This is a genomic window from Sediminibacterium sp. FW305-C-61 (assembly GCF_058231065.1).
In genome coordinates this window covers 529,403-554,168 of the sequence record NZ_JBIQXR010000002.1, presented here as the reverse complement: position 1 = coordinate 554,168, position 24,766 = coordinate 529,403, and the positions used below count along the sequence as shown (strand labels likewise).

General features: G+C 38.6%; 22 protein-coding genes. 1 reads left to right on the top strand and 21 read right to left on the bottom strand.

The genetic code is table 11. From position 1 onward, the window contains the following. Nucleotides 1-1,197, bottom strand: coding sequence for a di-heme oxidoredictase family protein (locus ACH30E_RS07635; protein ID WP_490824333.1), 1,197 nt, complete (start codon nt 1,195-1,197; stop codon nt 1-3). 110 nt (nt 1,198-1,307) lie between these two features. On the opposite strand from ACH30E_RS07635, the gene ACH30E_RS07630 reads away from it, so the two are divergent. Further along, complete coding sequence (locus ACH30E_RS07630) at nt 1,308-1,964, top strand: metal-dependent transcriptional regulator (RefSeq protein WP_178887920.1); 657 nt, start codon at nt 1,308-1,310, stop codon at nt 1,962-1,964. 78 nt (nt 1,965-2,042) lie between these two features. On the opposite strand, the gene ACH30E_RS07625 is transcribed toward ACH30E_RS07630, so the two are convergent. The 20 genes from ACH30E_RS07625 to ACH30E_RS07530 all read right to left on the bottom strand — a co-directional run bounded on the left by ACH30E_RS07625 (nt 2,043) and on the right by ACH30E_RS07530 (nt 24,763). Beyond that, nucleotides 2,043-2,816, bottom strand: coding sequence for a metallophosphoesterase family protein (locus ACH30E_RS07625; protein ID WP_178887922.1), 774 nt, complete (start codon nt 2,814-2,816; stop codon nt 2,043-2,045). A gap of 12 nt (nt 2,817-2,828) precedes the next feature. Then, the gene (gene arsB / locus ACH30E_RS07620; protein ID WP_178887924.1) at nt 2,829-3,905 is read right to left on the bottom strand and encodes an ACR3 family arsenite efflux transporter; all 1,077 of its coding nucleotides are present in this window, start codon (nt 3,903-3,905) and stop codon (nt 2,829-2,831) included. Nucleotides 3,906-3,916: 11 nt separating this feature from the next. Then, a complete protein-coding gene (locus ACH30E_RS07615; protein WP_178887926.1) occupies nt 3,917-4,594 on the bottom strand; it encodes a low molecular weight phosphatase family protein in 678 nt (225 codons plus the stop codon). 24 nt (nt 4,595-4,618) lie between these two features. Next, nucleotides 4,619-5,092 (bottom strand): DUF6428 family protein, encoded by a 474-nt coding sequence (locus ACH30E_RS07610; protein ID WP_178887928.1) that lies wholly within the window; start codon nt 5,090-5,092, stop codon nt 4,619-4,621. A gap of 89 nt (nt 5,093-5,181) precedes the next feature. Further along, nucleotides 5,182-5,511, bottom strand: a complete 330-nt coding sequence (locus tag ACH30E_RS07605; RefSeq protein ID WP_178887930.1) for an ArsR/SmtB family transcription factor — start codon at nt 5,509-5,511, stop codon at nt 5,182-5,184. A 55-nt stretch (nt 5,512-5,566) separates the two neighbouring features. Then, nucleotides 5,567-5,764 carry a hypothetical protein gene (locus tag ACH30E_RS07600; RefSeq protein WP_490824332.1) on the bottom strand — a complete coding sequence of 66 codons (198 nt, stop codon included), beginning with the start codon at nt 5,762-5,764 and terminating at the stop codon, nt 5,567-5,569. A gap of 329 nt (nt 5,765-6,093) precedes the next feature. After that, on the bottom strand, nt 6,094-6,309 hold the full coding sequence (locus ACH30E_RS07595; RefSeq protein WP_490824331.1) for a GDCCVxC domain-containing (seleno)protein: 216 nt from the start codon (nt 6,307-6,309) through the stop codon (nt 6,094-6,096). A 5-nt stretch (nt 6,310-6,314) separates the two neighbouring features. Next, nucleotides 6,315-6,998 (bottom strand): mercuric transport protein MerTP, encoded by a 684-nt coding sequence (merTP, locus tag ACH30E_RS07590; RefSeq protein ID WP_490824330.1) that lies wholly within the window; start codon nt 6,996-6,998, stop codon nt 6,315-6,317. Beyond that, entirely contained in the window at nt 6,995-7,372 is a 378-nt protein-coding gene (locus ACH30E_RS07585) for an ArsR/SmtB family transcription factor (RefSeq protein WP_490824329.1), read from the bottom strand. Before ACH30E_RS07585 ends, merTP begins: the two co-directional genes overlap by 4 nt. A gap of 167 nt (nt 7,373-7,539) precedes the next feature. Continuing rightward, nucleotides 7,540-9,723 carry a TonB-dependent receptor family protein gene (locus ACH30E_RS07580; RefSeq protein ID WP_490824328.1) on the bottom strand — a complete coding sequence of 728 codons (2,184 nt, stop codon included), beginning with the start codon at nt 9,721-9,723 and terminating at the stop codon, nt 7,540-7,542. A gap of 41 nt (nt 9,724-9,764) precedes the next feature. After that, nucleotides 9,765-11,759, bottom strand: a complete 1,995-nt coding sequence (locus tag ACH30E_RS07575) for a heavy metal translocating P-type ATPase (protein WP_490824327.1) — start codon at nt 11,757-11,759, stop codon at nt 9,765-9,767. A gap of 14 nt (nt 11,760-11,773) precedes the next feature. Then, a complete protein-coding gene (locus ACH30E_RS07570; RefSeq protein ID WP_026751864.1) occupies nt 11,774-12,388 on the bottom strand; it encodes a hypothetical protein in 615 nt (204 codons plus the stop codon). Nucleotides 12,389-12,426: 38 nt separating this feature from the next. Further along, complete coding sequence (locus ACH30E_RS07565; protein ID WP_295185117.1) at nt 12,427-12,894, bottom strand: MgtC/SapB family protein; 468 nt, start codon at nt 12,892-12,894, stop codon at nt 12,427-12,429. A gap of 226 nt (nt 12,895-13,120) precedes the next feature. Then, nucleotides 13,121-14,335, bottom strand: a complete 1,215-nt coding sequence (locus ACH30E_RS07560) for an efflux RND transporter periplasmic adaptor subunit (protein ID WP_250685637.1) — start codon at nt 14,333-14,335, stop codon at nt 13,121-13,123. A 26-nt stretch (nt 14,336-14,361) separates the two neighbouring features. Then, on the bottom strand, nt 14,362-18,735 hold the full coding sequence (locus ACH30E_RS07555; RefSeq protein WP_490824326.1) for a CusA/CzcA family heavy metal efflux RND transporter: 4,374 nt from the start codon (nt 18,733-18,735) through the stop codon (nt 14,362-14,364). 8 nt (nt 18,736-18,743) lie between these two features. After that, entirely contained in the window at nt 18,744-18,926 is a 183-nt protein-coding gene (locus ACH30E_RS07550) for a hypothetical protein (RefSeq protein WP_490824325.1), read from the bottom strand. A 71-nt stretch (nt 18,927-18,997) separates the two neighbouring features. Next, nucleotides 18,998-19,318 (bottom strand): DUF6660 family protein, encoded by a 321-nt coding sequence (locus ACH30E_RS07545; protein ID WP_250685639.1) that lies wholly within the window; start codon nt 19,316-19,318, stop codon nt 18,998-19,000. 83 nt (nt 19,319-19,401) lie between these two features. Continuing rightward, on the bottom strand, nt 19,402-20,073 hold the full coding sequence (locus ACH30E_RS07540) for a hypothetical protein (RefSeq protein WP_490824324.1): 672 nt from the start codon (nt 20,071-20,073) through the stop codon (nt 19,402-19,404). A gap of 134 nt (nt 20,074-20,207) precedes the next feature. Beyond that, on the bottom strand, nt 20,208-22,481 hold the full coding sequence (locus tag ACH30E_RS07535) for a copper-translocating P-type ATPase (protein WP_490824323.1): 2,274 nt from the start codon (nt 22,479-22,481) through the stop codon (nt 20,208-20,210). Between the two features lie 20 nt (nt 22,482-22,501). Beyond that, nucleotides 22,502-24,763 carry a multicopper oxidase domain-containing protein gene (locus ACH30E_RS07530; RefSeq protein ID WP_490824322.1) on the bottom strand — a complete coding sequence of 754 codons (2,262 nt, stop codon included), beginning with the start codon at nt 24,761-24,763 and terminating at the stop codon, nt 22,502-22,504. Nucleotides 24,764-24,766 lie beyond the last annotated feature (3 nt).

The following is a 24,766-nucleotide window of genomic DNA, read 5'->3' as shown; positions in this document are numbered from 1 at the left end:
CTACAGTGATGCTAAAAATTTCAGCAGGTTGTTTTTCTCTTGTGCTGTAAGCTGTATAAATTTATTTTTGCTTTGCTGTGCTTCGCCTCCGTGCAGGAGTATGGCTTCTTCAATACTCTTTGCCCGACCATCATGCAGTAGAAAATATTTCCCTCCCTGCGAATTCGGAGACAGGCCCAATCCCCAAAGTGGTGGAGTTCTCCATTCAGCCGTTGTTGCACTACCTTCTGTATACCCATCGTCTAAGCCCGGTCCCATATCATGCAACAGCAGATCTGTATAAGGATGGAATGTTTTATTTGATAATGAAGCGATGGTAGAAAAATCTGTTTTCAGTGTCTGCTTATGGCAACGCTCACAACCCGTTTGTATAAATGTGTTCTTCCCTTTTATTACGTCAGCATCATTTTGATTTCTTTGAATAGGTGCTTTCAAAGTTTGTAGATAGAAGACAACATGGTGTATCGTTACATCAGAAACTTCGGGTTCAATATTTAATCCGGTATAAACGTCTTTTGGCTGAAAGGTAGAAGTGATACCAATATCCTGGCTGTAAGCATTTACTGTTTGTTGCAGCAAATTATACGCCGCAGCCTTTTTACCAAAACGATGAATGTACTTTCCGTTTCTTGCAATGGCTTTTGTAAAGGGAGTTACAAATGGAGGCAGGTATTCATAGTTGGGTACACCGCTTATCCCATCACCATTAACATCATTAGGATCAGCCATTGCCAATATATCGGCATCGGTAACCAGTTCTAAAAATCCTAATCCCGTATTAGCGGGGGGCATAAAATTTGAAAATGTGGCTCCAGCAGGTATCTGCTCAGGCATATAGCCGGGCAATGCCCTGTTTTGTAATTGCGGTCCGCCCAGGTGCAAAAATCTGTTACCTGTACTATCCACCTGACCAAACCTTGTAAGTGTGGTAAAAGGGTGTCCCTTGCCATCACCTGCATGACAACTTCCACAGCTGGTGGCTACAAAGACAGGCCCTAAACCGTTTGCTGAAGTGAATATTTCATCATTAAAAGCTACATCACCTGCCAAAAACCGTCTATGCTCTTCGTAACTAAGCCCTTCTACAGGACCGTCCAATAACGCATCTTCTGGGGGGGCTTTTGGTAATATTTTCTGGCAAGCTATTATACCTGTAATGCTTAAAATTATTATGGATAGGATGATCGTTTTCTTCATTGTAAATACGATTACATGGGTTCAAAATTAGATTATTTTAATTAATAAATTAGGTTCATCTAATTTATTTTTTATACAGGTTTACGTACCTTTATTAAAATAGAGAACCAGTGCATTCATTTACAGAAGAAAATTATCTTAAGGCTATTTATAAGTTACAGGAAGCCAATGGTTTAGTAGTTGCGACTTCATCACTAGCGCAAGTACTGGAAGTGCATGCCCCATCTGTAACGGATATGCTGAAAAGGATGGCTGGAAAGAAACTCGTTACTTATCAAAAATCTAAAGGAGTTAAACTAACAGAAAAAGGAAGACAGGTGGCTGTGGGCATCATTCGCAACCACAGGCTTTGGGAAGTGTTTCTGGTTGATAAATTGGGGTATAAATGGGATGAAGTACATGACCTCGCAGAACAACTGGAACATATACACAGTGAAGACCTGACCAATAAACTGGATAGTTTCTTGGGATTTCCCAAAGCCGATCCGCATGGCGATCCAATACCAGATGCAAATGGCATTCTTCCGAAATCGAAAGCGGTTTTGCTATCAACATTTGCAGAAGGTGATCAAGGTACTTTTACGGGCGTAACAGATCATTCTGCTACTTTTTTGAATTACCTTGATAAAACCGGGTTCTCCTTAGGCGATCCGATTAAAGTAAAAGGGATTGAGAAATATGATCAAACCTACACCCTGCAATTAAAAGGAAAGAAAGAAGTAGTCGTAAGTTTTAAAGTGGCTAACAGCCTATTGCTTAGCCAATAATTATTTACACAAGATTCTTTCCTTATCAATAATAATTAAAACAACAGCGGTATAATGGCCGGCCTTTGAATGTAACCGTTAGTGTCCCTTTCTTAGCATATCAGCATATTCATTTGGCAGTGGACTATCCTCAACTGCTTTAGCAGCTTTCTCAACGTCATATTCAAAACGGACAAATTCTACCTGCACAGCATCCTTATTACGTGTGCTGCTATCTACATTAATAGTAAGAATTACATAACATCCTTTTGGATTATTATCTTTTGGTTTGCCTACTGAACCGATATTGACTGCATGACGGTAGTGTAAATTTTCAGTTTGCTCTGTTGGCAATATCCTGTGGTAAGGTTTATGTGTATGACCAAAGCACATAATATCAGCGTCCGCCTGTTCCATAATTCGATAAAGACTTTTTTCTTCTCTATCTTCAAATAGGTATTCATTTATTTTTCTTGGACTGCCATGTACTAACAGCAAACTCAGCTTATCGTTATTCAATTGAAACTCCACTTTAATATGTAATGGAAGTGTCCGAAGATACTTTCTTTCATCTGGCTTTACAAGATGGTTGGTGTACGAGATAGATATTTTACCCATGTCTTTTTCCGCCTCGGTTTTATAGGCACAACCACATTCGTCACTCAGTAAGCCAATGCCCTGATCATAATTACCTGCAATAGTGGGAATACTTCTTTTTCTTATTTCATTTATCACTTCATTCGGCCAGATATTGTAACCAACCAAATCGCCCAGGCAATAAATGGCATCTGGTTTTTGTTCTTCTATACTTTTAAAACATGCTTCCAGTGCAGGAAGATTGGCGTGGATGTCGGAAAATAATGCGATTCTCATTTTGATATTTTATTAAGCGATTTGTGATTTTGTATAGTACTTATTGCGAAGCCAGCGAGCAACATTCACCAATGCAATCAGCGCTGGTACTTCAACCAATGGCCCTATAACACCAGCAAATGCCTGACCACTGTTAATACCAAATACACCAATGGCAACTGCAATAGCTAATTCGAAGTTGTTACCAGCTGCAGTAAAAGCAATGGAGGCATTTGTTGAATAATCAGCACCCATTTTTTTACCAATAAAAAAGCTGACTAAAAACATAATGGCAAAGTAGATTACCAACGGAAGTGCAATACGCAGAACGTCAAACGGAATTTGCACAATCAATTCTCCTTTGAGGCTGAACATAACAACTATGGTAAACAGCAAAGCAATTAATGTGATGGGAGAGACAAAAGGAATGAATTTTGTTTGATACCATTCTTCCCCCTTTACGCTTAATAAAACTTTTCTTGTGAAAAATCCAGCAGCAAACGGAACACCCAGATAGATTGCAACGCTTTCTGCTATCTGTCTAATTGTGATATTGACCACTGAACCTGTAAATCCAAATAAAGGGGGTAGAACTGTGATAAATACATAAGCATAGACACTGAACATCAATACCTGGAAAATGCTGTTCAATGCGACGAGACCTGCTGCATACTCCCTGCTGCCTTCTGCTAATTCATTCCAAACAATAACCATTGCAATGCAACGGGCAAGGCCAATGAGAATTAAACCGACCATATATTCAGGATAACCTTGTAAAAATGTAATGGCAAGTAGAAACATAAGGATGGGACCAATTACCCAGTTAAGGAATAAAGACACTCCTAAAATCTTGGTGTTTTTGAACACCTCTTTTAGATTTTCATACTTCACTTTCGTAAACGGCGGGTACATCATTAAGATTAATCCGATAGCCAAAGGAATATTGGTTGTACCAGAAGAAAATGAATTGATAAACTTTGATGAATATGGATAAAAATAACCAATTGCCACACCCACGGCCATAGCAAGAAATATCCATAAGGTCAGGTACCTGTCTAAAAAACTAAGTTTCTTCCTTTCATATGCCGGGGCACAATTATTTGCACTCATTTATTCAAGATTTACTTTTTAGTTACATATAACATTTCCGCAGCCATTTCTTTTACTAAAGCTTCAACTTTTTCTTCCCCATCTGTATCACTCACTTTGGTATAGGCTAGGTGGAACGGTGTGAATTCTGTTTTAATATTTGCACAGTCAGGTTCAGTCTTTATATCGCATACAATAACAGCTGTTATATCTTTTTTAGGTAAAGATGGGTCATCAGTCGTTTTTGAATAAAGAATGACAGGAGAAGCGTCATCACTGAACCGAACTTCGTAGGCGCTTTTACCGTTTTTTTCCGTCTTTGTTATTCTGTACCCGATCTTTGTAAGATAAGTTATAAGCCCAGGGCTTACTTCAGTTGAACTGAGACCTGCCGAAAACGATTTTACTTTTTTGAATTTTCTTGAATAGCATAGAGTTTGAAGTAGGATTTGTGAAGCCTGACTTCGATAGGAGTTTTCACTGCAATAGAAAACAACATTATAATCCGAATAATCCATCGTGCTAAAGCTGATATTGGATTTCAGGTTTTCTAAAGCCTGTACATGCTCTGTCGAAAAATCCATTTTGGTTACGGATTTAAAATATGTTTCCAGTTCAGGATAAAGTTTCGGCGGAGCCGAAACCGGTCTAAAAGAAATTAACGTTATAAATGCAACAACTGCTGATAAAGCAATAACTGATTTTTTCATTTTCTATAAGTTTTGGTTTAACAATTAACAACAACCTCCGCCCGGAGTGCATTTGCCCTCATCTGCCGTAACCAATTCACTCAATTGTATTTTTTGTTTTACAGAAGGAATACCGCATGCATCACTTGCCAAGCAGGCTGTATGTTTGGGTACAAGTTGAAAATCTTTGCCATTAAAATGCAAGCCATACTTACTGATGGTTTCTGATTGATACTCAACCTCAATTTCCAAATCATTTAAACCTAATTTCTCTTCTGAAAGAGCGATGATTTTAATTAGCTTTTGCGGTTTCAGCCGATGGTCATAATCGTTTGCATCAAAAAGTTGAAAGTTTACAACTTTTTCAAGACGTTCAGTACCTCCGCAATCAATAAAGTGTCTTGAAACAATTCCAATTTCTGTTACGTGAAAATTTTCTGGAACATAAGCACCTGAAGGCAGTCTGAAATTGAGGGTTTCGGCTGTCGCAAGGTGCCTTTTAATTTCTGATAATTTCATTGTATATATAGATTACTTAATACAAAATTGGTTCGACTAATTACTTCATCGTAATATCGTAATATACCGATGATTTAGGATAAAAAAAATCAAGAACATCCCGCTTTTATGTGGTAGGAGATAAAGAAGCCTTCAAATTCTTGCTTTACCTGCTGCCATACTTTCTCATCAATACAGTAGCTTACACTTGTGCCTTCAACACATCCTTTGATGATGCCGATGCTTTTTAATTCCTTTAAATGCTGCGAAATGGTCGCTTGTGCCAATCCTAATTCCTCTACGAGGTCACCACAAATGCAATGTTCAGCCTTTATCAAATGCTGAATGATGGCAATACGTGCAGGATGAGCCAGCGCTTTAAGAAGGTTTGCCAGTTTATTCTGCTTTGAAGTAAATATTTCTGTCTTTGTAATTCCCATTTCATCGCAATATTACGATATTAAAAATTGCTGCCAAATTATTTTTCTGTCAAGTCTATAATTTGAACATGCTGGTTATTACGAGGCTCTCTTCCTTCCTTAATTCTTTACGTTTTTTATCGGCCCATTTCATCACTTCATCTACCTGTGTGTCGTTTGAATAACTGTAGGGAGGGCTTTTACTTTCAAGAACTTCTGAAAGGTGTTTGTGTCCTTTTTCGTCCTGTACAACGTAGCTGATATAAGTTTTCATAACCTTATTCTTAATTCATCGTAAAGTAACGATGAATATGCAAAACGCCCCATGACTTTTATCATAGAAGTGAATGACAATAAATAGCTTCTTTAGAAAGATGCTCATACCAGACGGTTGATATAATGAAGTAAACGAATCAGCCAACTGTGATCAAAATATAGCTGATGTCGAAAAAAATAGACAGCAGCTAACCAAAATACTAATATCAAGCCAACGCTATGCTGCGGTGAATTGTTTTTTTTAATCGATTGTCTTTTAGCAGCGAGGGATTGGTTTATATTTTAGTTTGCTTTTATAAAGAGAGGATAAATGTTATTATAACCATGTTATCTGCAACAAGATTTATTCATCTGTATAGGTGGGCAAACAACATTGCCATAGCTACAAAATACACAACAATCTCCCTGCTTTGGTTTTAGTACAGTTCCACAGTTTGTACATTTATAAAAGTATTGACAAGCATCCGTTGGCATTCTTTCTTCTTTTTGAAAACCGCATTCAGGACAATTGATTACAGATTGTAATGTCAGTGTGCTTTCCATTTTTATTAGTTTTTATCGCAACAAGATTTCGTAGAATAGCTACAACTTCCTGATGCTTTAAAAGTTGAAAAACTCTTCAATACATCATAACTTTTTACTTTGTACCCTGCTTTATTAATGGCCGCCTCTATTGTCTTTACATCAACTTTTAATTGATCAAATGTGATTAAGCTGCTTCTGGTGGCATAAGAAGTTTTATAAGCTAATACTCCATTTACTTTAGACAGTTCATTGTTTACATGCTCCTCACATGCCTCGCAAGTCATGCCTTGTATGGTGAACTTTGCCTGTTGTTCGTTCTCAACCACTGCAAGTGCTGCCTGCACTTTTGGTTTTGGATAAAACACTTTTGCATACAATGGAAAAGTCATCATCAATATAGCAAAGACAGTTACTATTGCTAAAAATGTTTTGGACTGAAGGAATGAAGTCTTTTTAGTTGTTTCGCAATCACAATCCATATCGTTTGCTTTAGCTGGTTTTAGTTTAAGATACCATGCAAAGACTAATACGGCAACTGATAATCCAATCAAATAAGGTCTTGCTGGCTCTATCCATGAAAAGTTAGCGGCAATGCTGCTGCTACCGGCAAGCAATGCAATAACAGGTGCGATACAACAGAGCGAAGCTGCAATAGCAGTAAGAACACCTGCACCTGTAAATGTGCCTGATGATTTTATACTTATCATACTGTTTCCATTTTTTGAGTTTGTACATTAATATGTTTGAAGAAAGGCTTTAAAATCTTTAGATTTTCCTGTGTAAGTGAGTAATAAATTGTTTGTCTTTCTTTCCGGGTTTCAACAATGTTTCCATCCTTCAACTTTCGGAGGTGTTGTGATACTGCTGGAATACTCATGCCCAAAATATCAGAAAGGTCGCAGGGGCATAATTCTTTTTCTTCTTCCAATAAATAGATAATCTTCAGCCTTACTTCATTGCCTGCTAAAGCCAATATGTTAGACAGGCTTGCAAAAGATTTTTGTGCAGTCTTCAACTTGCTTTTACAATTCTTTATTTGCTCCTGGTTTGCAAACAACCTGATACAAGTATTGTTTTCCATGAGGCAAAGATAGGGGAAATACTTATTTAAGCAAATGCTTAAATAAGTAAAATTTGTCCGTGAGCAAAAAATTAGGATTGTTGAAAAAAGTTCGAGGTTTTCAGTATTTATCTAATACAATGAAATTATCCAGTACACTTCAGTAGGAAGCTCCAGGCTTGGCCCAGTTAAATTTTAATACTAATAGTAACATAAACATTTCTACCATCACTTGGCCATATACCAGGTCCCGGATAGAAAGTTGGCCTTTTTGTAAAATATTGTTTGTCGAAAATATTGTTCACGCCAGCCCTTATGCTAAGGAAATAGTTTGTACGAAGCGAAGCATTAAAATCCCATATTGAATAAGCAGGTGTAAAACCCTTTGCACCACTGGAAGGTGGAGTTATGGTATTTAAAGCGTCAGAAAATGTAGAGGAGGTGTAATTATAAAGAATTGTACAGCTAAATCCTTTGTACAAAATATCCAACCCGTTTCTGCTTATCCATTCGGGAACTGCTTCTACATTATTTCCCTCTATTGATTTATTGACCGTACCTGTTGATACTTGCCCTTTCGTGTATTTTGCATCCATGTAGGCGGTGGATGTAAACAACCCCGCAAATAATTGGTTGGTGATGGGAAATTTATACTGTACGAATAATTCAATACCATTGGTGCGGCTATTGCCGATATTTGTTTTATATGTGTATGGCTGCCCTGTATTATCCTGCAATACCAAAGTGCCAAGCCGGTTTTTATAATCAATCCTGAATAAACTCACATCGTATTGCAGATGCTTTAATATTTTACCTCTGATACCCAATTCTGCATTATACCCAAAGGCGTCTTCCAGATTTTTATCTATTTGCTCGTAAGTAGATGCCGGAACAATATCTTTGAATATAACAGGACGGTAAGCCTGTGAAATACCACCATATAAAGTATTTTCTTTGTCGAGCAGATATTGAGAGCTTATCCCTAATAATATAAAATTGTGGTTAATAGTCGTCGGCAACGGGTTTACGGTATAATATTTTATGATGCCGCTCATTTTAGAATTACCGTTTTCAAATCGTACACCGGGAGAGATTGTCCAACGATGATTAATCTGGAAAACATTTTCAGCAAACAAAGCAATATTATTTGTTTTGAAATGAAGATCCCTTCCAAACCCGGGCTCAACCAATGATAAATCATAATCTGTTCCTGTAGTCCCTTTACCCAACTGGCGACGGTGTAAGTCATTATTCATATAAACAAAGCCGGTTGCCAGCTTACTTTCTAATTTTCCAATGCGGTATTGATGTAGTAGTCTAAGTTCAATCGTTTTGCTGTTAAAATTATCAATATCTACCTGTCTGTTTCTGTACAAGCCAGTTGTTCTGTTAATTGAATCTGGAACATCGGCAAATGCATCAAATAATACGCTGTTCCTGCTGCCAAATACACCAGATGCAGTAATATTTACTTTTGTATGTTCTGATAATTTCCAATTGAGCGCAAGTGACGGCACATAAATATCAGGACTGAAATAGTTTCTGCCTCTGGTACTCATTGTAGGGTTTGCATTGAACATACTATCATTCAGTGGCCCCGGAATATGATAGAGATATTTGGAACGACCAACCTCCGCTTTCAGGGAAAGGTTAGCGGTAAATTGATAATTCAGCTGTAGGAACTGTGCAGTAGCATCAGACTGGCTATTTTCCCTGTAACCATTGGAATGACGCTTGTAATAATAGGTGTAATAGGAGAACTTTTTATAAGTGCCGCTAATGGCGTTATAAGTAGTGAGCAAATTAAATGAACCGGCTGTATTAATACTCTCTAAAGAAAACACTTTTGAAGTATCAGGTTTTTTGATGATGTAGTTTATCATCCCCCCAAACTGTGCACCATATTGCAGCGAGCCTGTTCCCCTGACTAACTCAACCCTTTCATAACTTTCCATTGGCGCACTGTAGTGACTTGCAGGGTATCCATACATATCTGAATTTAGGAGAATACCATTTTGCCGAATATTATATTCCCAACTGCGGTGTGGATCAAGACCACGGGTAGAAATGTTAAGCTGATTACCGCTGCCATCCATATCATACACAAATACCCCAGGTATTTTAGCAAATAGTTGTCGGCCTGTTTTTATGGCGATATTAGCGTTTGTTCCGGCAAGGTTCACTACTTCGTTTTTCTTTCCGGTATTCAAAAAGCCATTTTGCTCCTCGGGCAGACGGGTAATATCCCTACGCTGCCATGCCCGGATGGTGACTTCTTTCAACTCCTTGTGCTTTATCGTATCGGGTTGAGATTGCGCCTGTGCACTCAAAGTAATAGCTATAATAAAAAGTGATATAAACAACTCCTTCATAAGTGCAAAAGTAAGAAAATAGAACGCAGCCGGTTTTTAGGCTATACCTTAATCCTTTGTATCCTCACCGCATTCAATATTGCCAGCAAAGCCACTCCCACATCAGCAATCACCGCTTCCCATAAAGTAGCTACACCGCCAGCTCCCAAAATCAATACAAACACTTTCACTGTCATTGCCAGAATGATATTCTGCCAAACAATGCTCCGGGTGATCTTGCCTATCTTAATAGCCGAAACTATCTTATGTGGCTGATCGTTTTGAATTACCACATCCGCTGTTTCAATAGTAGCATCACTACCTAAACCACCCATTGCTATACCGGCATCTGCCAATGCAACTACCGGTGCATCATTTACACCATCACCAACAAAAGCAATATGCCTGCCTTCATCCTTCAGTTTCTGCACTTTCTCAACTTTACCCTCCGGCAGTAAATCACCGTATGCCTCATCAATACCAATCTTCTTTGCCACTTCATCAACTACAGATTGCTTATCACCGGAGAGCATCACCGTTTTAATATTCAGGCTGTGCATGTCCTTTATTGCCTGTACTGCATCGTCTTTTATTTCATCGGCAATAGTAATGTAACCAGCATACTGATTATTGATGGCCGTTACAACTATGGTGTCAACTATCTTTTCTATCTCAGATGGATAAGATATATTAAATTTCTTCAGCAGTTTAACATTTCCGGCGAGCATTTCTTTTCCGTCAACGTTCCCTTTTAAACCATGACCTGAGATTTCTTCCACTCCATCCACTTTAATACCATTCACAATATCACCGGCGTATTCGGTTACTGCCTTTGCAATGGGGTGGGTGGAGTTCTTTTCTAAAGCGGCTATTAATTTCACTAATTCTTTCTCATCCATATTTAACGGAGCCACTTGCTGCACTTTAAAAACTCCCTTCGTCAGCGTTCCGGTTTTATCCATAACTACAGTATTAACCTTTGTCATTACATCAAGAAAGTTTCCTCCCTTAAATAAAATGCCATTACGTGAGGCAAGGCCTATGCCACCAAAATACCCTAATGGAATGGATACCACCAATGCACAGGGACAACTGATTACTAAGAATACCAGTGCTCGGTAAAACCATGTCTGAAAATTATAATCTCCCACAAAAAAGTAAGGGACAAAACAAACTGCAACAGCAAGAAAGAAAACGATTGGTGTGTAGATTTTGGCAAATCTCGAAATAAATAGTTGCGTCTGTGATTTTCTTGCAGTAGCATCTTGCACCATTTCTAAAATCTTACTCAGTTTGCTATCCCTAAACAGCGCTGTCACTTTGATTTCTGCTACTGTATTTAAATTAATCATGCCCGCAAGAATGGTTTCTCCTTTATATTTTACATCTGGTTTACTTTCCCCGGTTAAAGCTGCTGTATTAAATGAAGCATTTTCAGAAATTAATTCCCCATCCAAAGCTACTTTTTCACCTGGCTTTATTAAGATGGTTTCGTTTAACTCAATAATGGAAGGATCGGCAACAAGCGGTGCATTATTTCGGATCACTGTTACTTCATCAGGCCTCACATCAAGCAGGGCTTTAATACTTCGTTTTGCATTGTTGACTGCAGCATCCTGGAACCATTCCCCGATTTGATAAAATACCATTACTGCCACACCTTCTTCATATTCTCCAATCACAAATGCACCAATGGTGGCCACACTCATCAATACAAACTCATTAAAGAAATCACCTCGCTTTGATTTTCTGAAAGCAAGATCTAACACTTTCCGGCCAGCCAATAAATAGGCAACTATGTTTATTATCAAAGATGGAATTTTAGGCAGCTCAATTCTGAAGCCATACTCCAGTACAAGCAACACTATTAATATGAACAATGACAATAGTAAATCCCAATTGGTTTTCCATCCGGGTTCATCTTTATCATCATTTCTGTAATTATGACCATCATTAGCCGAATGCAACGGAACAACCTTTGCGGCATTCGCTCTTTCGTCTGTACTGCAACAATCATCTTGAGTTGCATTTTTTATGTCATCGCTTTTGTGTTCCATAAACCTTCATTTATTTAGTGTAAAAAAAATGTAACAATACCTACTATAATTAAAACTATACCTGTAATTCGTTTTTCATTATGCTCAATAAATTGTGAATTCATCATTTGAACTCCTTTAAATGCAAGTATTACAAGAGTGATAATCCCGGTGATGCTGATTACTGCATATACTAAGGCGATCAATAAGATACCATTCAAGCCATAAGCACCAGCTGTCAGAAAAAGACTTTCTACTTCCAGGCAAGGAGATAAAAACATAGTGGTCGCAAAAATCAACACCCATTTAGTTTTTGACTTTTTGTAGTGCGGCACGTCATTATTTGCAGTATGATGATGCGGCAGATTAACTGTAAAATATATCAAACCGAATATGATCAATAATACTGGAGCAATTACATGCACATATCCTTCAAAGTGATACGCCAGCTTTGAGCCCACCATTCCCAAAGCTATCCCAAGAATAACAGTACCCATCACATGCGCAGAGGCAGAAATAGATGCCACCAGTATCAATTCATACTTTTCCCATTTCTCCGACCTTGCAATAGCAACCAATGGCAACCAGTGATTGGGAATAAGAGCATGAGTAATCCCTAATAATATGGTACCTGTTATTATACTATACATGTTACAATACTCCTATTATACAATTTTATTTTAACCAATTAATCAGTGTTGTGTTTTTCGTTATGCCTGTTTATCATTTTATTTTTCCATTTTACATACCATTTCTGTTGATGCAGTGAAAGCAATAAATATAAGGTAACTGTTCCAACAATAGCAATGATAAACATACTGAGGCCTACTGCCACACCAACTGCGGCAGTACACCAAACCGTGGCTGCTGTTGTAAGTCCATGAGATGTTCCGGCACTGTCGTTCCGATAAATAATACCAGCTCCAAGAAAGCCTACACCTGTAACAATATTGGCTATTACCCGGGAGATAGCAGCAGCATCACCTACAAGATGAGCCGCAACAGCAGTAAATAAAGTAGCTCCGATACAAACAGCGGCATAGGTTCTTATACCGGCATTGCGAGCGTGTTTCTCTCTATCAAAGCCAATAAAAGTACCCAACAGAAACGAAACGATGAGTTTCCCAACAATTATTAATTCGAATCGAACATCCATTTTTTCAATATTTACATAACATAATAGGTTTTTGGATCTTCTTCAGCCGGCAGATTTCTAACACCTATCATCTGTTTTAAATTAATATCCATGGTAGCGGATAAACTTATTACTGGGATATCCATCGGTGTATTTTTAAAATGTTTGGGTAGAGGGGCCCTGCCGCTCAAGGTTTCCCATTTTCATAAATGAGGCAAACAAAGCAGGGCTCCGACCCATCCTATTTTTATTCTTCTTCCTCTACATTATTCATCTTCGACAATAAATCATAAGCTCCGTTAATCACCACGCTAATTTTCCTGTTAAACCCTCCTGGTAAAATCACTTCGGTATAACCATTTTCTGAAACGCCAGTCGTCACTTCAATTCTTTTAAACAGAATATGCTTTTCTGTAGCGACTTCATTTTTCCCATCGGCAGGTTTCTTTTCACTATTCTTTTCATTTGCTACTATAAAAATGTAAGATTTTCCTGCTGCTTGAACGATAGCTTTATCAGGCAGCGCAGTAGTGGTAGCAATACCTGTTTCTACAATTCCCTTTAAATACATCCCTGGCAACAGGTTATTATCTTCCTGAGACAGATGTCCATGAACCCTAACCGTCCTTTCAGCGCTGATCTCACGACCAATTAAATGCACATCTGCAAACCGCTCCTTTGTTTCATTATTCAATAAAAAACGAATTTTCTGACCAATCTTTAATTTCGGAACATCCTTTTCAAAAATGATCAGTTCTGCATGAAGGTGACGGGTATCTACAATTTCAAATAGTTCCTGGTTAGCGTTTACAAACTTCCCGATATTCACCAATACTTTAGTAACATAGCCCGATATAGGAGCATAAATATTTGCCCTGCCTGAAATGTTTTCCGGGTTGATTTTCTCAGGATTGATATTGATAAGCCCCAGTTTTGCTTTTAATCCCTGTACTCTTGCCGTCATACTGTTATACTCGCTGCTGGCTTTTTGCAAGGTTTTTTTTGCATTTACATTTTCTTTTGCCAACTCTTGTTGTCTTTCCAATTCTTCTTTCAGGTAAATCAACTGACTTTTATAATCCAGATAATCCTGCTGAAGCTGGATAAACTCAGGATTCTCGAGTACGGCGATAACTTCACCTTTTACCACGGGCTTCCCCTGCAGTAAATCGGTATTTTTTAATGTGCCTCCATAGGGAGAAGAAACGGTTAATAGCTGTTGCGGAGGAACATCCAGTACTCCTGTTGCCTTGATAACGCTGCTGAGTTTTTTTTCTTCTACAACACCATACTGAATGTCGACTGTTTTAAACTGGTCTTCCGACAAGCCCACAATATCTGCTTCTTCAGTTTTCGTTACTTCAATCGGGGCTGCTTCTGTATTTCCTTTGGAAGAACAGGATGAAAGCCATATAGTAGCCGCTGTAAGTATAATAAGTGAATTCAAAAATTTCTGTTTCATATTAATTTTATTTTACCCCGTTCTGATTAATTGATGCCACCGATAAATTCGATAGCAATGACGGTTTGATTATATTGATTTAAAAGTTTGGTATATCCCTGTTTTACAACAACGGCATTATTGAGTGATTGTGTCAATTCATAATAACCGATTTCGCCGGCAGTAAAAGCTCTTTGTGCCTGCGTAATGATGAGATTGGCCTGCGGCAAAGCTGTATTTCGGTAATAGTTCATTTGAACTTTTTGTTTTTGCAATTCTCCAAACAGAGTTGTTAATTCACCTTGCAGGGTAAATTGATAATTGGTCAGCTCTGCTTCACGGCGCACCCGGTTTACTTCTGCCGCTTTTACTTTTTCTTTTTGCGCCCTGGCAAATATGGGAATACTGATGCCTAAATTAACTCCTTGAAAACGATTGCCAACACCATAATATTTATCAACTCCATTCACAGTTTGATACCCTACTAAAGACTGGTTGAAATAGCCTACCGAGAAATCTGGTCTTAATCTTGACTGCTCAACAGCTGTCTCTTTGTTTGCAATATCAATCTGCTGTTTAATAAAGGCAAGTGTTGGGTTGGCTGCAATAGCAGTGGTATCAAAATTGACCTGTATCTGCTTTTCAACAAGTAAGGTGTCGGTAATTGAAGTAACAGAAGAATCTGCGGTGAACACTTTCAGGCGGTTTAACTCAATGCGGTAATCCTCTTCTGCACTTCGTAATTGAGCCCTTATCTCATTCACCTTGCTTTCAGCATTGTAATTTTCTAATGCATTTGTTTCTCCTGTTTTGTATCGCAATGCCGAAGATTTCAGTATATTTTCGTAAATGGATAGTAGCTCTTTCAGCAACCTTATTTCCTCCATCCAAAAGATTAACTGGTAATACGATATTTTTGTGTTCGCTGCAAGTTCAGTTTGATAAATTCTCAATTGCAGTTCACTACTTTTGATATTTGATTCAGATAGCTTTATGAGACTTTTAAAGTACCCTGGATTCAGTATGCCCTGATTAATGCTGAAATTATTATCATAGGCAATGCGACTATTGTACTGCCCAAACGTTACACCGAAATTTGTTTTGCCATAATCTTTTACTGTCTTTTTCAACTGCTGCTGGTAACTTATATCCAGCGTTCCTACTTTAACCAAAGGATTATTCTTCATAGCTGATGCAACAGCATCACTAAGATTGATAACTATTTTTGGCTGTTGTGCATTTGCAGCAAATGATGAGGTTAAAAACAGGATGAGTAATGAAGCCACCCCTTTCACCACATCAGACTTCATCATTTTTGGTTTTATCTTCTCAAACCATGTATATAATACTGGTAAAACCACCAACGTAAGAAATGTGGCCGTAATCAATCCTCCGATTACAACCGTTGCTAACGGCTTTTGCACTTCTGCTCCGGAACCTGTTGACAATGCCATTGGCAAAAAGCCTAATGAAGCAACCGTCGCAGTCATTAATACCGGTCGCAACCTTATAGAAGTTCCCTTTAAGATGATTGCATTTATATCTGTCATACCTTCCTTTTTTAACCGGTTAAATTCACTGATTAATACAATACCATTTAATACCGCCACACCGAATAGCGCAATAAAACCAACACCAGCCGAAATACTAAATGGCATTCCCCTTAACCATAAGGCGAATACACCGCCAATAGCACTCATCGGTATAGCTGTAAATATGAGTAAGGAATATTTAATTGAACCAAAGGTGAAATAGAGCAATAAAAGTATCAGCGCTAATGCGACAGGTACCGCCACTGATAATCGTTTATTGGCCTCTTCAAGATTTTTAAACTGCCCGCCATAAGTAATAAAATATCCAGGAGGCATTTTTACCTGTTTCTCAATTTTTTCCTGGATTTCTTTTACAACTGATGAAATGTCCCGGCCTCTTGTATTAAAGCCAACAATGATTCTTCGCTTGGCATCTTCACGTTGAATCTGGTTAGGACCTAACTGCATATTGACATCGGCTACCTGCTCCAATGGAACTTGGTTGCCATCAGGTGCAGCAATAAATAATCCTTTAACATCATCAATACTCTGGCGGCCTGTTTTTTCTAGCCTTACCACCATATCAAAACGTTTCTCGCCTTCATAAACAATACCTGCGGCTTCACCTGCAAAAGCAGCGCTGATGGTACGGTTTATATCTTCTACATTTAAACCAAATTGCGCAATCTTATCACGGTTTAGTTTAACCATAATTTGCGGCAGACCAGTCACCTGTTCTACATATAAATCTTCTGCACCTTTTACTGTGGGTACAATCACACCGATTTTTTTTGCCAGATCTGCCAGTACATCAAGGTCTTCCCCAAATATCTTAATCCCCACATCCTGTCGAACACCTGAAATCAATTCATTAAACCGAAGTTGTATAGGCTGCGACAACCCATAGGAAACACCGGGAATTTTCTCCAACTCCTTTTGCATCAGTTCTGCCAGTTCTTCCCGGTTATGTGCACTCGTCCATTCCTTTTTATTTTTTAAAAGAATAGTAATGTCACATGCTTCTATAGGCATAGGATCGGTTGGTATCTCAGAGGCACCAATCTTGCCGATCACTTCTTTTACTTCAGGGAATTTTTTCATTAGTAAATCGGAGGCCTGTGTTATTTTTTCAATCGTTTGACTTAACGAACTGCCTGTTAACAGTCTTGTTTCGACGGCAAAATCTCCCTCTTCCAATGTGGGAATAAATTCACCACCTAATGTTTTAAAAATGACAAGGCTAATGATAAATATTCCCACAGCGATGCTAACCACCAATAATTTCATCTTTAATGCCCCACGTATTAATGGCGTATAAAGCCGTTGGAAAAACTTCATCATTTTATCTGACAGGTTTTCTTTGTGGCTAATTTTCTTACTTAATACAAGGGCACTCATCATGGGCACATAAGTAAGTGAAAGCAGGAATGCACCCAGTATTGCGAACGAAACTGTTTGTGCCATTGGGCCGAACATTTTTCCTTCGATGCCAACCAACGCAAGAATAGGTAGGTACACAATCAGGATAATGATTTGCCCGAAGGCAGCCGAATTCATCATTTTACCCGCTGATTTATATACTTCATCATTCATTTGGTCTTGTGTCATTCTTCCAGGCTTTCGGTAGCCTAACTGATGCATGGTTGCTTCAACGATAATCACCGCTCCGTCCACAATCAAACCAAAATCAATAGCACCTAAACTCATCAGGTTACCAGAAACACCAAACAGGTTCATCAACGAAATAGCAAAAAGCATGGCAAGCGGAATGACGGAAGCCACTATCAACCCGGAACGGATATTGCCAAGGAAAACCACCAATACAAAGATTACAATCAACGCACCTTCAATAAGGTTAGTTTTTACAGTTCCTATCGCCCTGCTAACTAAAGCGCTTCTGTCAAGAAAGGGTTCAATGACCACACCTTCAGGCAAACTTTTCTGAATCTGTAATATTTTATCTTTTACACTGTTAATTACAATACTGGAATTTGCTCCTTTCAACATTAAAACAATACCACCAACTACTTCGCCTTCTGCGTTACGGGTTAACGCACCGTATTGCGTGGCATGACCCAACTGTACCATTGCAATATCTCTTATCAACACGGGTGCGCCACCGGAAGTTCTTGTAACAACAATTTTTTCTATATCAGAAATTGTTTTAATAAATCCTTCACTGCGGATAAAATAAGCATTGGGTTTTTTATCTATATATGCACCGCCAGTATTCTGGTTATTTTTTTCAAGAGCATTAAATACATCCGCTATCGACAAATTATAACTGCGAAGTTTATCTGTATTCAATGCAATTTCATATTGCTTTAAAAGACCGCCAAAACTGCTTACATCAGCAATACCGGGTGTCCCAAGCAACTGACGACGGACTATCCAGTCCTGAATCGTTCGAAGCGACATGGCGTCATATTTATTTTCATACCCTTTTTTAGCATGTAAAACATATTGATAAATTTCACCTAATCCCGTAGAAATAGGAGCCATCTCAGGATTGCCGATGTTATTGGGTATTTGGTTGCGGGCTTCTATCAACCGCTCACCTACTTGTTGACGAGCCCAATATATGTTAGCATCATCATGAAATACAACAGTAACTACGGATAATCCAAATCTGGATATGGAACGGATTTCCTGCACTTCCGGAATGGTGGCCATAGTTTGTTCCACCGGGAATGAAATAAGTTGTTCTACTTCCTGTGCCGCCAATGATGGACTCAACGTAATTATCTGTACCTGATTATTTGTAATATCAGGAACGGCATCAATCGGCAATTTATTGGCCGAATAAACACCCCATATTATTAATGCGAGTGTAAAAAGGCCAATGACCAATTTATTTTTAATGGAAAATTGAATGATTCTATTAAGCATATTTCTATTTAATGTTTTGAAACAAGACGATAATACTTAATTATAATTCCGAATATCGCCATCAGCATTATAATGCCAAGCACTATCAGTGTACCAGTTCTTATAACCCTCATCCACAAGGGCTTTACAGGGTCTTTTATCCTGCTGTAAACTGTTTTACTGCGGGTAATTGACCTTTTTTTATTAGTCATAACCACATTGTAAACGAAATGATAAAAATGTAGAAACCAGCGCGTTATAACTGCACTGAAATAAGAAAAAATTAAGCAGTTAGCTTTGGGGGCTGCCAGATAGAATAGGAAACTTCTGAATTAAAATTTTCATCATCAAGGGGATCCTTTTCAGATCGAAAAATAATTTTTACGAACTGTACCTTACTCAGAGGATGATAAAAGGCTGTAGCTGCACAGCATGAACAGGTGCAAAAAGGCGTGCACGCTTCTTTCGAATGATTATGTGCCTGGTGATTGGCGGAAGCTGAAATTTTTGATTCTGATTTTGCATTGCATTCCGTGCTGTCGCTACACGCAAGGCATGACAGGTAGAGCAGGGAAAAGCCTAAAAAGAAAAATAAAAATTTCATTGAAGCAAAAATAGCAGGATATATTGCAATTTTCAGTAGAAATAGACTCCTAAAATGGCAATATGGTTGCAAAAGATGGAAGATCAGGCTATTTTTTCCGATTTCGCAACCCGTTTTCTGCCCCATTTTGAACTGACAAAGAATAATGCAAACCCACTTATCACAGTGATCAATCCAAAAATGGAAAATATTCGAAGCAGCCAGTTACCGATATGATCCCTACTTTCATAATCCATCGTGTGCATCATCCACAGAAAATCAAATATTCTCCATTTATTATTCCTGAATTTTTGAATAGTTCCTAATTCACTGGCAACGTAAACAGTCGTTTTTGATGGATGTTCAAAGGTAATGGCATAGGCAGGCAGAGGGCTTTCCCGATATTCATGATGACCACTTGTGCCAGTTAAGTATTCAACTGATTTTACTTCGGGTTCTCCATTAAATCTCATTTTAGCTACATTAACCGCTTCTTCTTTTGTCAATGGTCCACGAATCCGACCTGTTTCTGCATCGGCAAGATGATTCATTACCTGCGTCCCATGTTCATCATTAGTTTCATTCTGAATGGTACTTATACAACGAACCTGGTAAAAAGGCTTGCCCAAAATTTCAATCAATTGAATGGAGACAACTGAATCAATACGATGAATCATTTTTATTGTATCCAGCGCTACTGTAGGACTGACCAGAGAAATATCAGAAGAGAGAAGCGTTGCATTTTTCTTTTGAATGTCACCATGCACTTCATCCATATTGCTCCAACTGAAATATAGGCCACCAATTGTCCATAATAAAAACTGAATGCCTAAAATAACACCGAGCCAGCGGTGTATTTTTCGTATGTAGTAGTGTTTACTTTTTGCCATAAACAATATAGGTTGTTGATTTATTTTATTTTTAAAAGACTTGCATTAATAGCCACCACAACCGTACTCACACTCATTAAAACGGCACCAGCAGCAGGGCTTAACAGGATTCCCATTTTGTAGAGTACCCCCGCCGCCAATGGCAAGGCTACTATATTATAACCCGTAGCCCAAATCAAATTTTGAATCATTTTTCTATAAGTGGCCTTGCCAAACCGAATTAATGAAACAACGTCTTGCGGATTGCTATTGACCAATACAATCCCAGCTGTTTCCGCTGCAATATCAGAACCAGATCCAACCGCAATACCGATATTAGCCTGTGCTAAGGCAGGGGCATCATTGATACCGTCTCCTGTCATCGCAACAAACTCTCCTTCTTCCTGTAATTCCTTAATTTTTTCTAGTTTCTGATGTGGTAACACCTCAGCAAAGAAAAAATTCATACCTAATTTACGGGCAACTGTTTCAGCCACTCTTCTATTATCACCTGTAAGTAATACTGATTTTATATTGTCAATACCCAAAGCACGGATAGCTTCTGCTGATTCTGGCCGAATAGTATCTGACAAAGCAATATAACCGGAAAGTTGATTATTTATCAAAACAAATACGACGGTTTCAGAAGCATCAGTCATATAGTCCTCGGGTAATTTAACATTCGACTCTTTAAGATATCCAGGACTCACAATTTTTATATCGTAACCTTCTATAGTTGCTTCGACTCCCTTTCCTGTAATGGCATTAAAGTTGCCTACAACTGGAATTTGAATCGATAAGATTTTTGCTTTCTGCATAATTCCTGTGGCAATAGGATGTTCTGAGTTCTGTTCCAAAGCAGCTGCATATTTTAATAATTCATGTTCAGAAAGACCTTCAGTTAATGAAACAATCTTAGAAACTTCAAATTTCCCAACTGTCAGCGTTCCGGTTTTATCAAATACCAACGTTGTTATCTTTCTTGCATTTTCAAAGGCTGTTCTGTTTTTTATCAGTAACCCATGTTTTGCTGATAGTGCCGTTGATTTTGCCACTACCAGTGGAACAGCTAATCCCAGTGCATGGGGGCAGCAAATAACAATTACTGTTACCATACGCTCAATGGAAAAGGCCAAATCTTTTCCCGATAAATACCAAACCAAAAAAGTAGTGATACCTGCCACAATCGCAACCAACGTAAGCCATCTTGCTGCCCTGTCTGCAATTAATTGAGTTTTGGATTTTGATTGTTGTGCATCCTGAACCAGTTTTATGACCTGCGATAAGTAAGAATCTTTGACACCATGTGACACGGCAACTTTTATAGCTCCATTACCGTTGATAGCTCCTGCAATCACTTTATCTCCCTTTGATTTTTCAACAGGTTTCGATTCACCTGTAAGCATGGACTCATTTAGGTAACTTTCCCCATCTATGATAATTCCATCGGCAGCAACCTTCTCCCCAGGCTTGATAAGAATCACATCATTTTCTTTCAGTGAATCAGTTTTTACTTCAGTTATTGTATCACCATTGATTAAATGAGCGTCATCAGGCATTAACTGTACCAGTAATTCAAGTTCCCTTGATGCACCAGCTACAGATTTCATTTCTATCCAGTGCCCTAATAACATGATAAGAATGAGTGTTGCTAATTCCCAAAAGAAATCCATGCCCTTTAACCCCAGTACAATTGCTAGGCTATAGATATAGGCTATAGAAATAGCAAATGCGACCAATGTCATCATTCCGGGATTTTTTGCCCGCATTTCTCCGGTTAACCCTTTGAGAAATGGCCAGCCACCATAAAAGAATACAACCGAGGATAAAATAAGTAACACATAGTTTGAGCCAGCGAAACTGATGTGAATATTCAGCCAATGTTGAATCATTTCTGAAAGCAACATGATAGGAACCGTAAGAATCAGCACAACATAAAACCGTTTTTTGAAATCTGCGATACCGGAGTAATGAGCTTCATGTCCACCATGCATAACAGGTTTTGCAATTGGCACAAGCGACATACCACACAGAGGGCACTGACCAGGACCATCGTGTATGATTTGAGGGTGCATGGGACAAGTATACTTTTGGAACCCTTGAGCATTTCGCCGTTCAACAACATACTCTTCATGAGAAGAGGCCTCTATTATATTGTCTGTATGCAGATGCTGCAACTGGGAATGTTCTTTCTCGTTTGCATCAACAGGGACGAGATTCATTCCGCATTTGGGACAATTGCCGGGTTCGTCCTTCACAATTTCAGGATGCATTGGGCAAGTATACCGCTGCTCGTTGTGGTGGTTATGTTTCATAAAATATTTTTATTCTCATTTCAATAATGCCATGTTAATCCAATTCCCCATTTATAATCACTGTCATAATTTGTGCTGATGGAAAATGATTTAGCTATCATATATCTAGCTGCTACATTATATTCTTTATCAGTATTTACCCTGAAATCAAAAAAGAAATTACTACTTAGGGGCAAATCTCTTCTTTCCAATTGTAATCTTAAACGACCTGTATGGTCAACCCTCCATTCTGAACGGATAAGCATAGGCAATAAATAATAAAACCCTGCATCAAAAACCCTACGGTTATCCTTTGAGTTGGGTTTGTTTGCCAATGGCAGCGTTTTATTTTTCCTGTAATCATAGCCTATATAAAAAGCGAAGTATTGTTTTTTATCGAGGTAACGTAGTAAATGCGTTTCCGTTTCGTAATCACCCTTCCAGCTTGCCCTTCCCTCGAATTCCAAAGCCATCTTATTATTTGAAATATTTCCACTCAGCCATGCACCTTGAGAGTGTACTGACAAATCGTACCATGGATAAAGAACATTATCCTCTTTTTTTAACTTTCGGTATCCGTTTTTTGCAAATTCATTTTGCTCACTTCTCTCATAGCTTACAATACGGGCCATCCCTGCCATCATGTGGTATAAAATATGGCAATGAAAAAACCAATCCTGCTCTTCATTGGCATCAAATTCAATAGTTACAGTTTCCATTGGCTTGATATCGAATGTGTGCTTGATGGGCGAATATTCACCCTGAGTATTGATGAAACGGAAGAAGTGACCGTGCAAATGCAATGGATGCCGCATCATGGTATTGTTGGTTAAAACAAATCTTACCCTTTCTCCTTTTCGGATAAGTATTTTATCGGCAGTTGATAAAGTTTTAAAATCAAATGACCAAACATACCGGAGCATGTTGCCTGTGAGTGTGAGCTTAACTTCCCTTGGTAGTAAAGAGGAATCTAATGTGGTTGGATGCAGAGCCCGCAACATGTTGTAATTAAATTTACCCGGTATCTCCATTTTCATATCCATGCCTGCCATATCATCCATCTTCATGCCTTCCATATGCTGCATACTCATTTCTTTCTTTTTGGCTATAGTATCAGCAGGCATACGCATATTCTTCATGTCCATGCCCTGCATACTGCCCATATCCATAGTCTTCATGTTCATACTACCCATTTGCTGCATCATCTTAAAATAATTCAGCCTTGGAATATCGGGTGCTTTAATGACAGGGCCGTTGCCAAAGAAAGCGGACGAATATCCCATTACATCCCAAGAAGTAGCCCTTAGTTCTGCACTGCCTGTTTCGGGCACTGTAATCAATACGTCGTAAGTTTCTGCAATAGCAATTTCTAGTTTATTTACACTAACAGGAGTTACATTAATACCATCAGCGGCAATGATCCGCATATAACTGTTTGCATATTGTAGGTTGAAGTAAGTTGCAGCCGACCCGTTGATAATCCTTAGCCGGATTATTTCTCCCGGCTTTGCATCTTTAAATTCAGTTGTTTCCTGCCCGTTTAATAAGAATTTATTGTAGTAAACATCAGATACATCCATGGCGGGCATACGCTGCCATTCCTGTTTCAGTTTATCTTTAAATGCACCTGCTGCAATAGCTTCTCCATAGCTCTGCAATGCACCCTTTTTAATAGCATACCATTCGCCTCCCCGTTTCAGGTAACGCATTACTTGGTGTGGATTTTCATCTGTCCAGTCGGATAATAATAATACATACTCTTTCAATTGCGGCTCCGGCTGGGCAGGGTGGATTACAATAGAACCATATAAACCACTTTGCTCCTGTACCATAGTGTGTGAATGATACCAGTAAGTACCGCTTTGTATCAATGGAAAAGTGAACGTATAAGTTTTGCCAGCTTCCACAGGAGAAGTTGTTAAATAAGGAACCCCATCTTCTTTATTGGGTAATAATATGCCATGCCAATGGATAGATGTTTCCATCTTCATCATGTTATGTACCCTAATGATAGCAGTATCGCCTTCAGTAAATTCAAGAATTGGCGCCGGTATCTGCCCGTTAATGGCAATAGCATGACGACGTTTACCGGTAAAGTTTACCATTGTATCGGTTACATACAAGTCGTACTCCACTTTCTTACCCTCATAAATTTTTCCGGGAGCAAGTGGGGTTTTCTTTAAAGGGAAATGGTACGATGTTATTTTTTTAAGCCCATCATCCACTACTCCAGGCATAGAGTGATTTATTTGCGCAAAAATGCAACCCGGAACCAGCAATACAAGTGAAAGCAGCTTTTTCATAGT

Bases quoted from the DNA above. Each gene is read 5' to 3' on its own strand.
- ACH30E_RS07635 (WP_490824333.1), bottom strand. From the start codon at position 1,197: ATGAAGAAAACGATCATCCTATCCATAATAATTTTAAGCATTACAGGT.
- ACH30E_RS07625 (WP_178887922.1), bottom strand. From the start codon at position 2,816: ATGAGAATCGCATTATTTTCCGACATCCACGCCAATCTTCCTGCACTG.
- arsB (WP_178887924.1), bottom strand. From the start codon at position 3,905: ATGAGTGCAAATAATTGTGCCCCGGCATATGAAAGGAAGAAACTTAGT.
- ACH30E_RS07615 (WP_178887926.1), bottom strand. From the start codon at position 4,594: ATGAAAAAATCAGTTATTGCTTTATCAGCAGTTGTTGCATTTATAACG.
- ACH30E_RS07610 (WP_178887928.1), bottom strand. From the start codon at position 5,092: ATGAAATTATCAGAAATTAAAAGGCACCTTGCGACAGCCGAAACCCTC.
- ACH30E_RS07605 (WP_178887930.1), bottom strand. From the start codon at position 5,511: ATGGGAATTACAAAGACAGAAATATTTACTTCAAAGCAGAATAAACTG.
- ACH30E_RS07600 (WP_490824332.1), bottom strand. From the start codon at position 5,764: ATGAAAACTTATATCAGCTACGTTGTACAGGACGAAAAAGGACACAAA.
- ACH30E_RS07595 (WP_490824331.1), bottom strand. From the start codon at position 6,309: ATGGAAAGCACACTGACATTACAATCTGTAATCAATTGTCCTGAATGC.
- merTP (WP_490824330.1), bottom strand. From the start codon at position 6,998: ATGATAAGTATAAAATCATCAGGCACATTTACAGGTGCAGGTGTTCTT.
- ACH30E_RS07585 (WP_490824329.1), bottom strand. From the start codon at position 7,372: ATGGAAAACAATACTTGTATCAGGTTGTTTGCAAACCAGGAGCAAATA.
- ACH30E_RS07580 (WP_490824328.1), bottom strand. From the start codon at position 9,723: ATGAAGGAGTTGTTTATATCACTTTTTATTATAGCTATTACTTTGAGT.
- ACH30E_RS07575 (WP_490824327.1), bottom strand. From the start codon at position 11,759: ATGGAACACAAAAGCGATGACATAAAAAATGCAACTCAAGATGATTGT.
- ACH30E_RS07570 (WP_026751864.1), bottom strand. From the start codon at position 12,388: ATGTATAGTATAATAACAGGTACCATATTATTAGGGATTACTCATGCT.
- ACH30E_RS07565 (WP_295185117.1), bottom strand. From the start codon at position 12,894: ATGGATGTTCGATTCGAATTAATAATTGTTGGGAAACTCATCGTTTCG.
- ACH30E_RS07560 (WP_250685637.1), bottom strand. From the start codon at position 14,335: ATGAAACAGAAATTTTTGAATTCACTTATTATACTTACAGCGGCTACT.
- ACH30E_RS07555 (WP_490824326.1), bottom strand. From the start codon at position 18,735: ATGCTTAATAGAATCATTCAATTTTCCATTAAAAATAAATTGGTCATT.
- ACH30E_RS07550 (WP_490824325.1), bottom strand. From the start codon at position 18,926: ATGACTAATAAAAAAAGGTCAATTACCCGCAGTAAAACAGTTTACAGC.
- ACH30E_RS07545 (WP_250685639.1), bottom strand. From the start codon at position 19,318: ATGAAATTTTTATTTTTCTTTTTAGGCTTTTCCCTGCTCTACCTGTCA.
- ACH30E_RS07540 (WP_490824324.1), bottom strand. From the start codon at position 20,073: ATGGATGAAGTGCATGGTGACATTCAAAAGAAAAATGCAACGCTTCTC.
- ACH30E_RS07535 (WP_490824323.1), bottom strand. From the start codon at position 22,481: ATGAAACATAACCACCACAACGAGCAGCGGTATACTTGCCCAATGCAT.
- ACH30E_RS07530 (WP_490824322.1), bottom strand. From the start codon at position 24,763: ATGAAAAAGCTGCTTTCACTTGTATTGCTGGTTCCGGGTTGCATTTTT.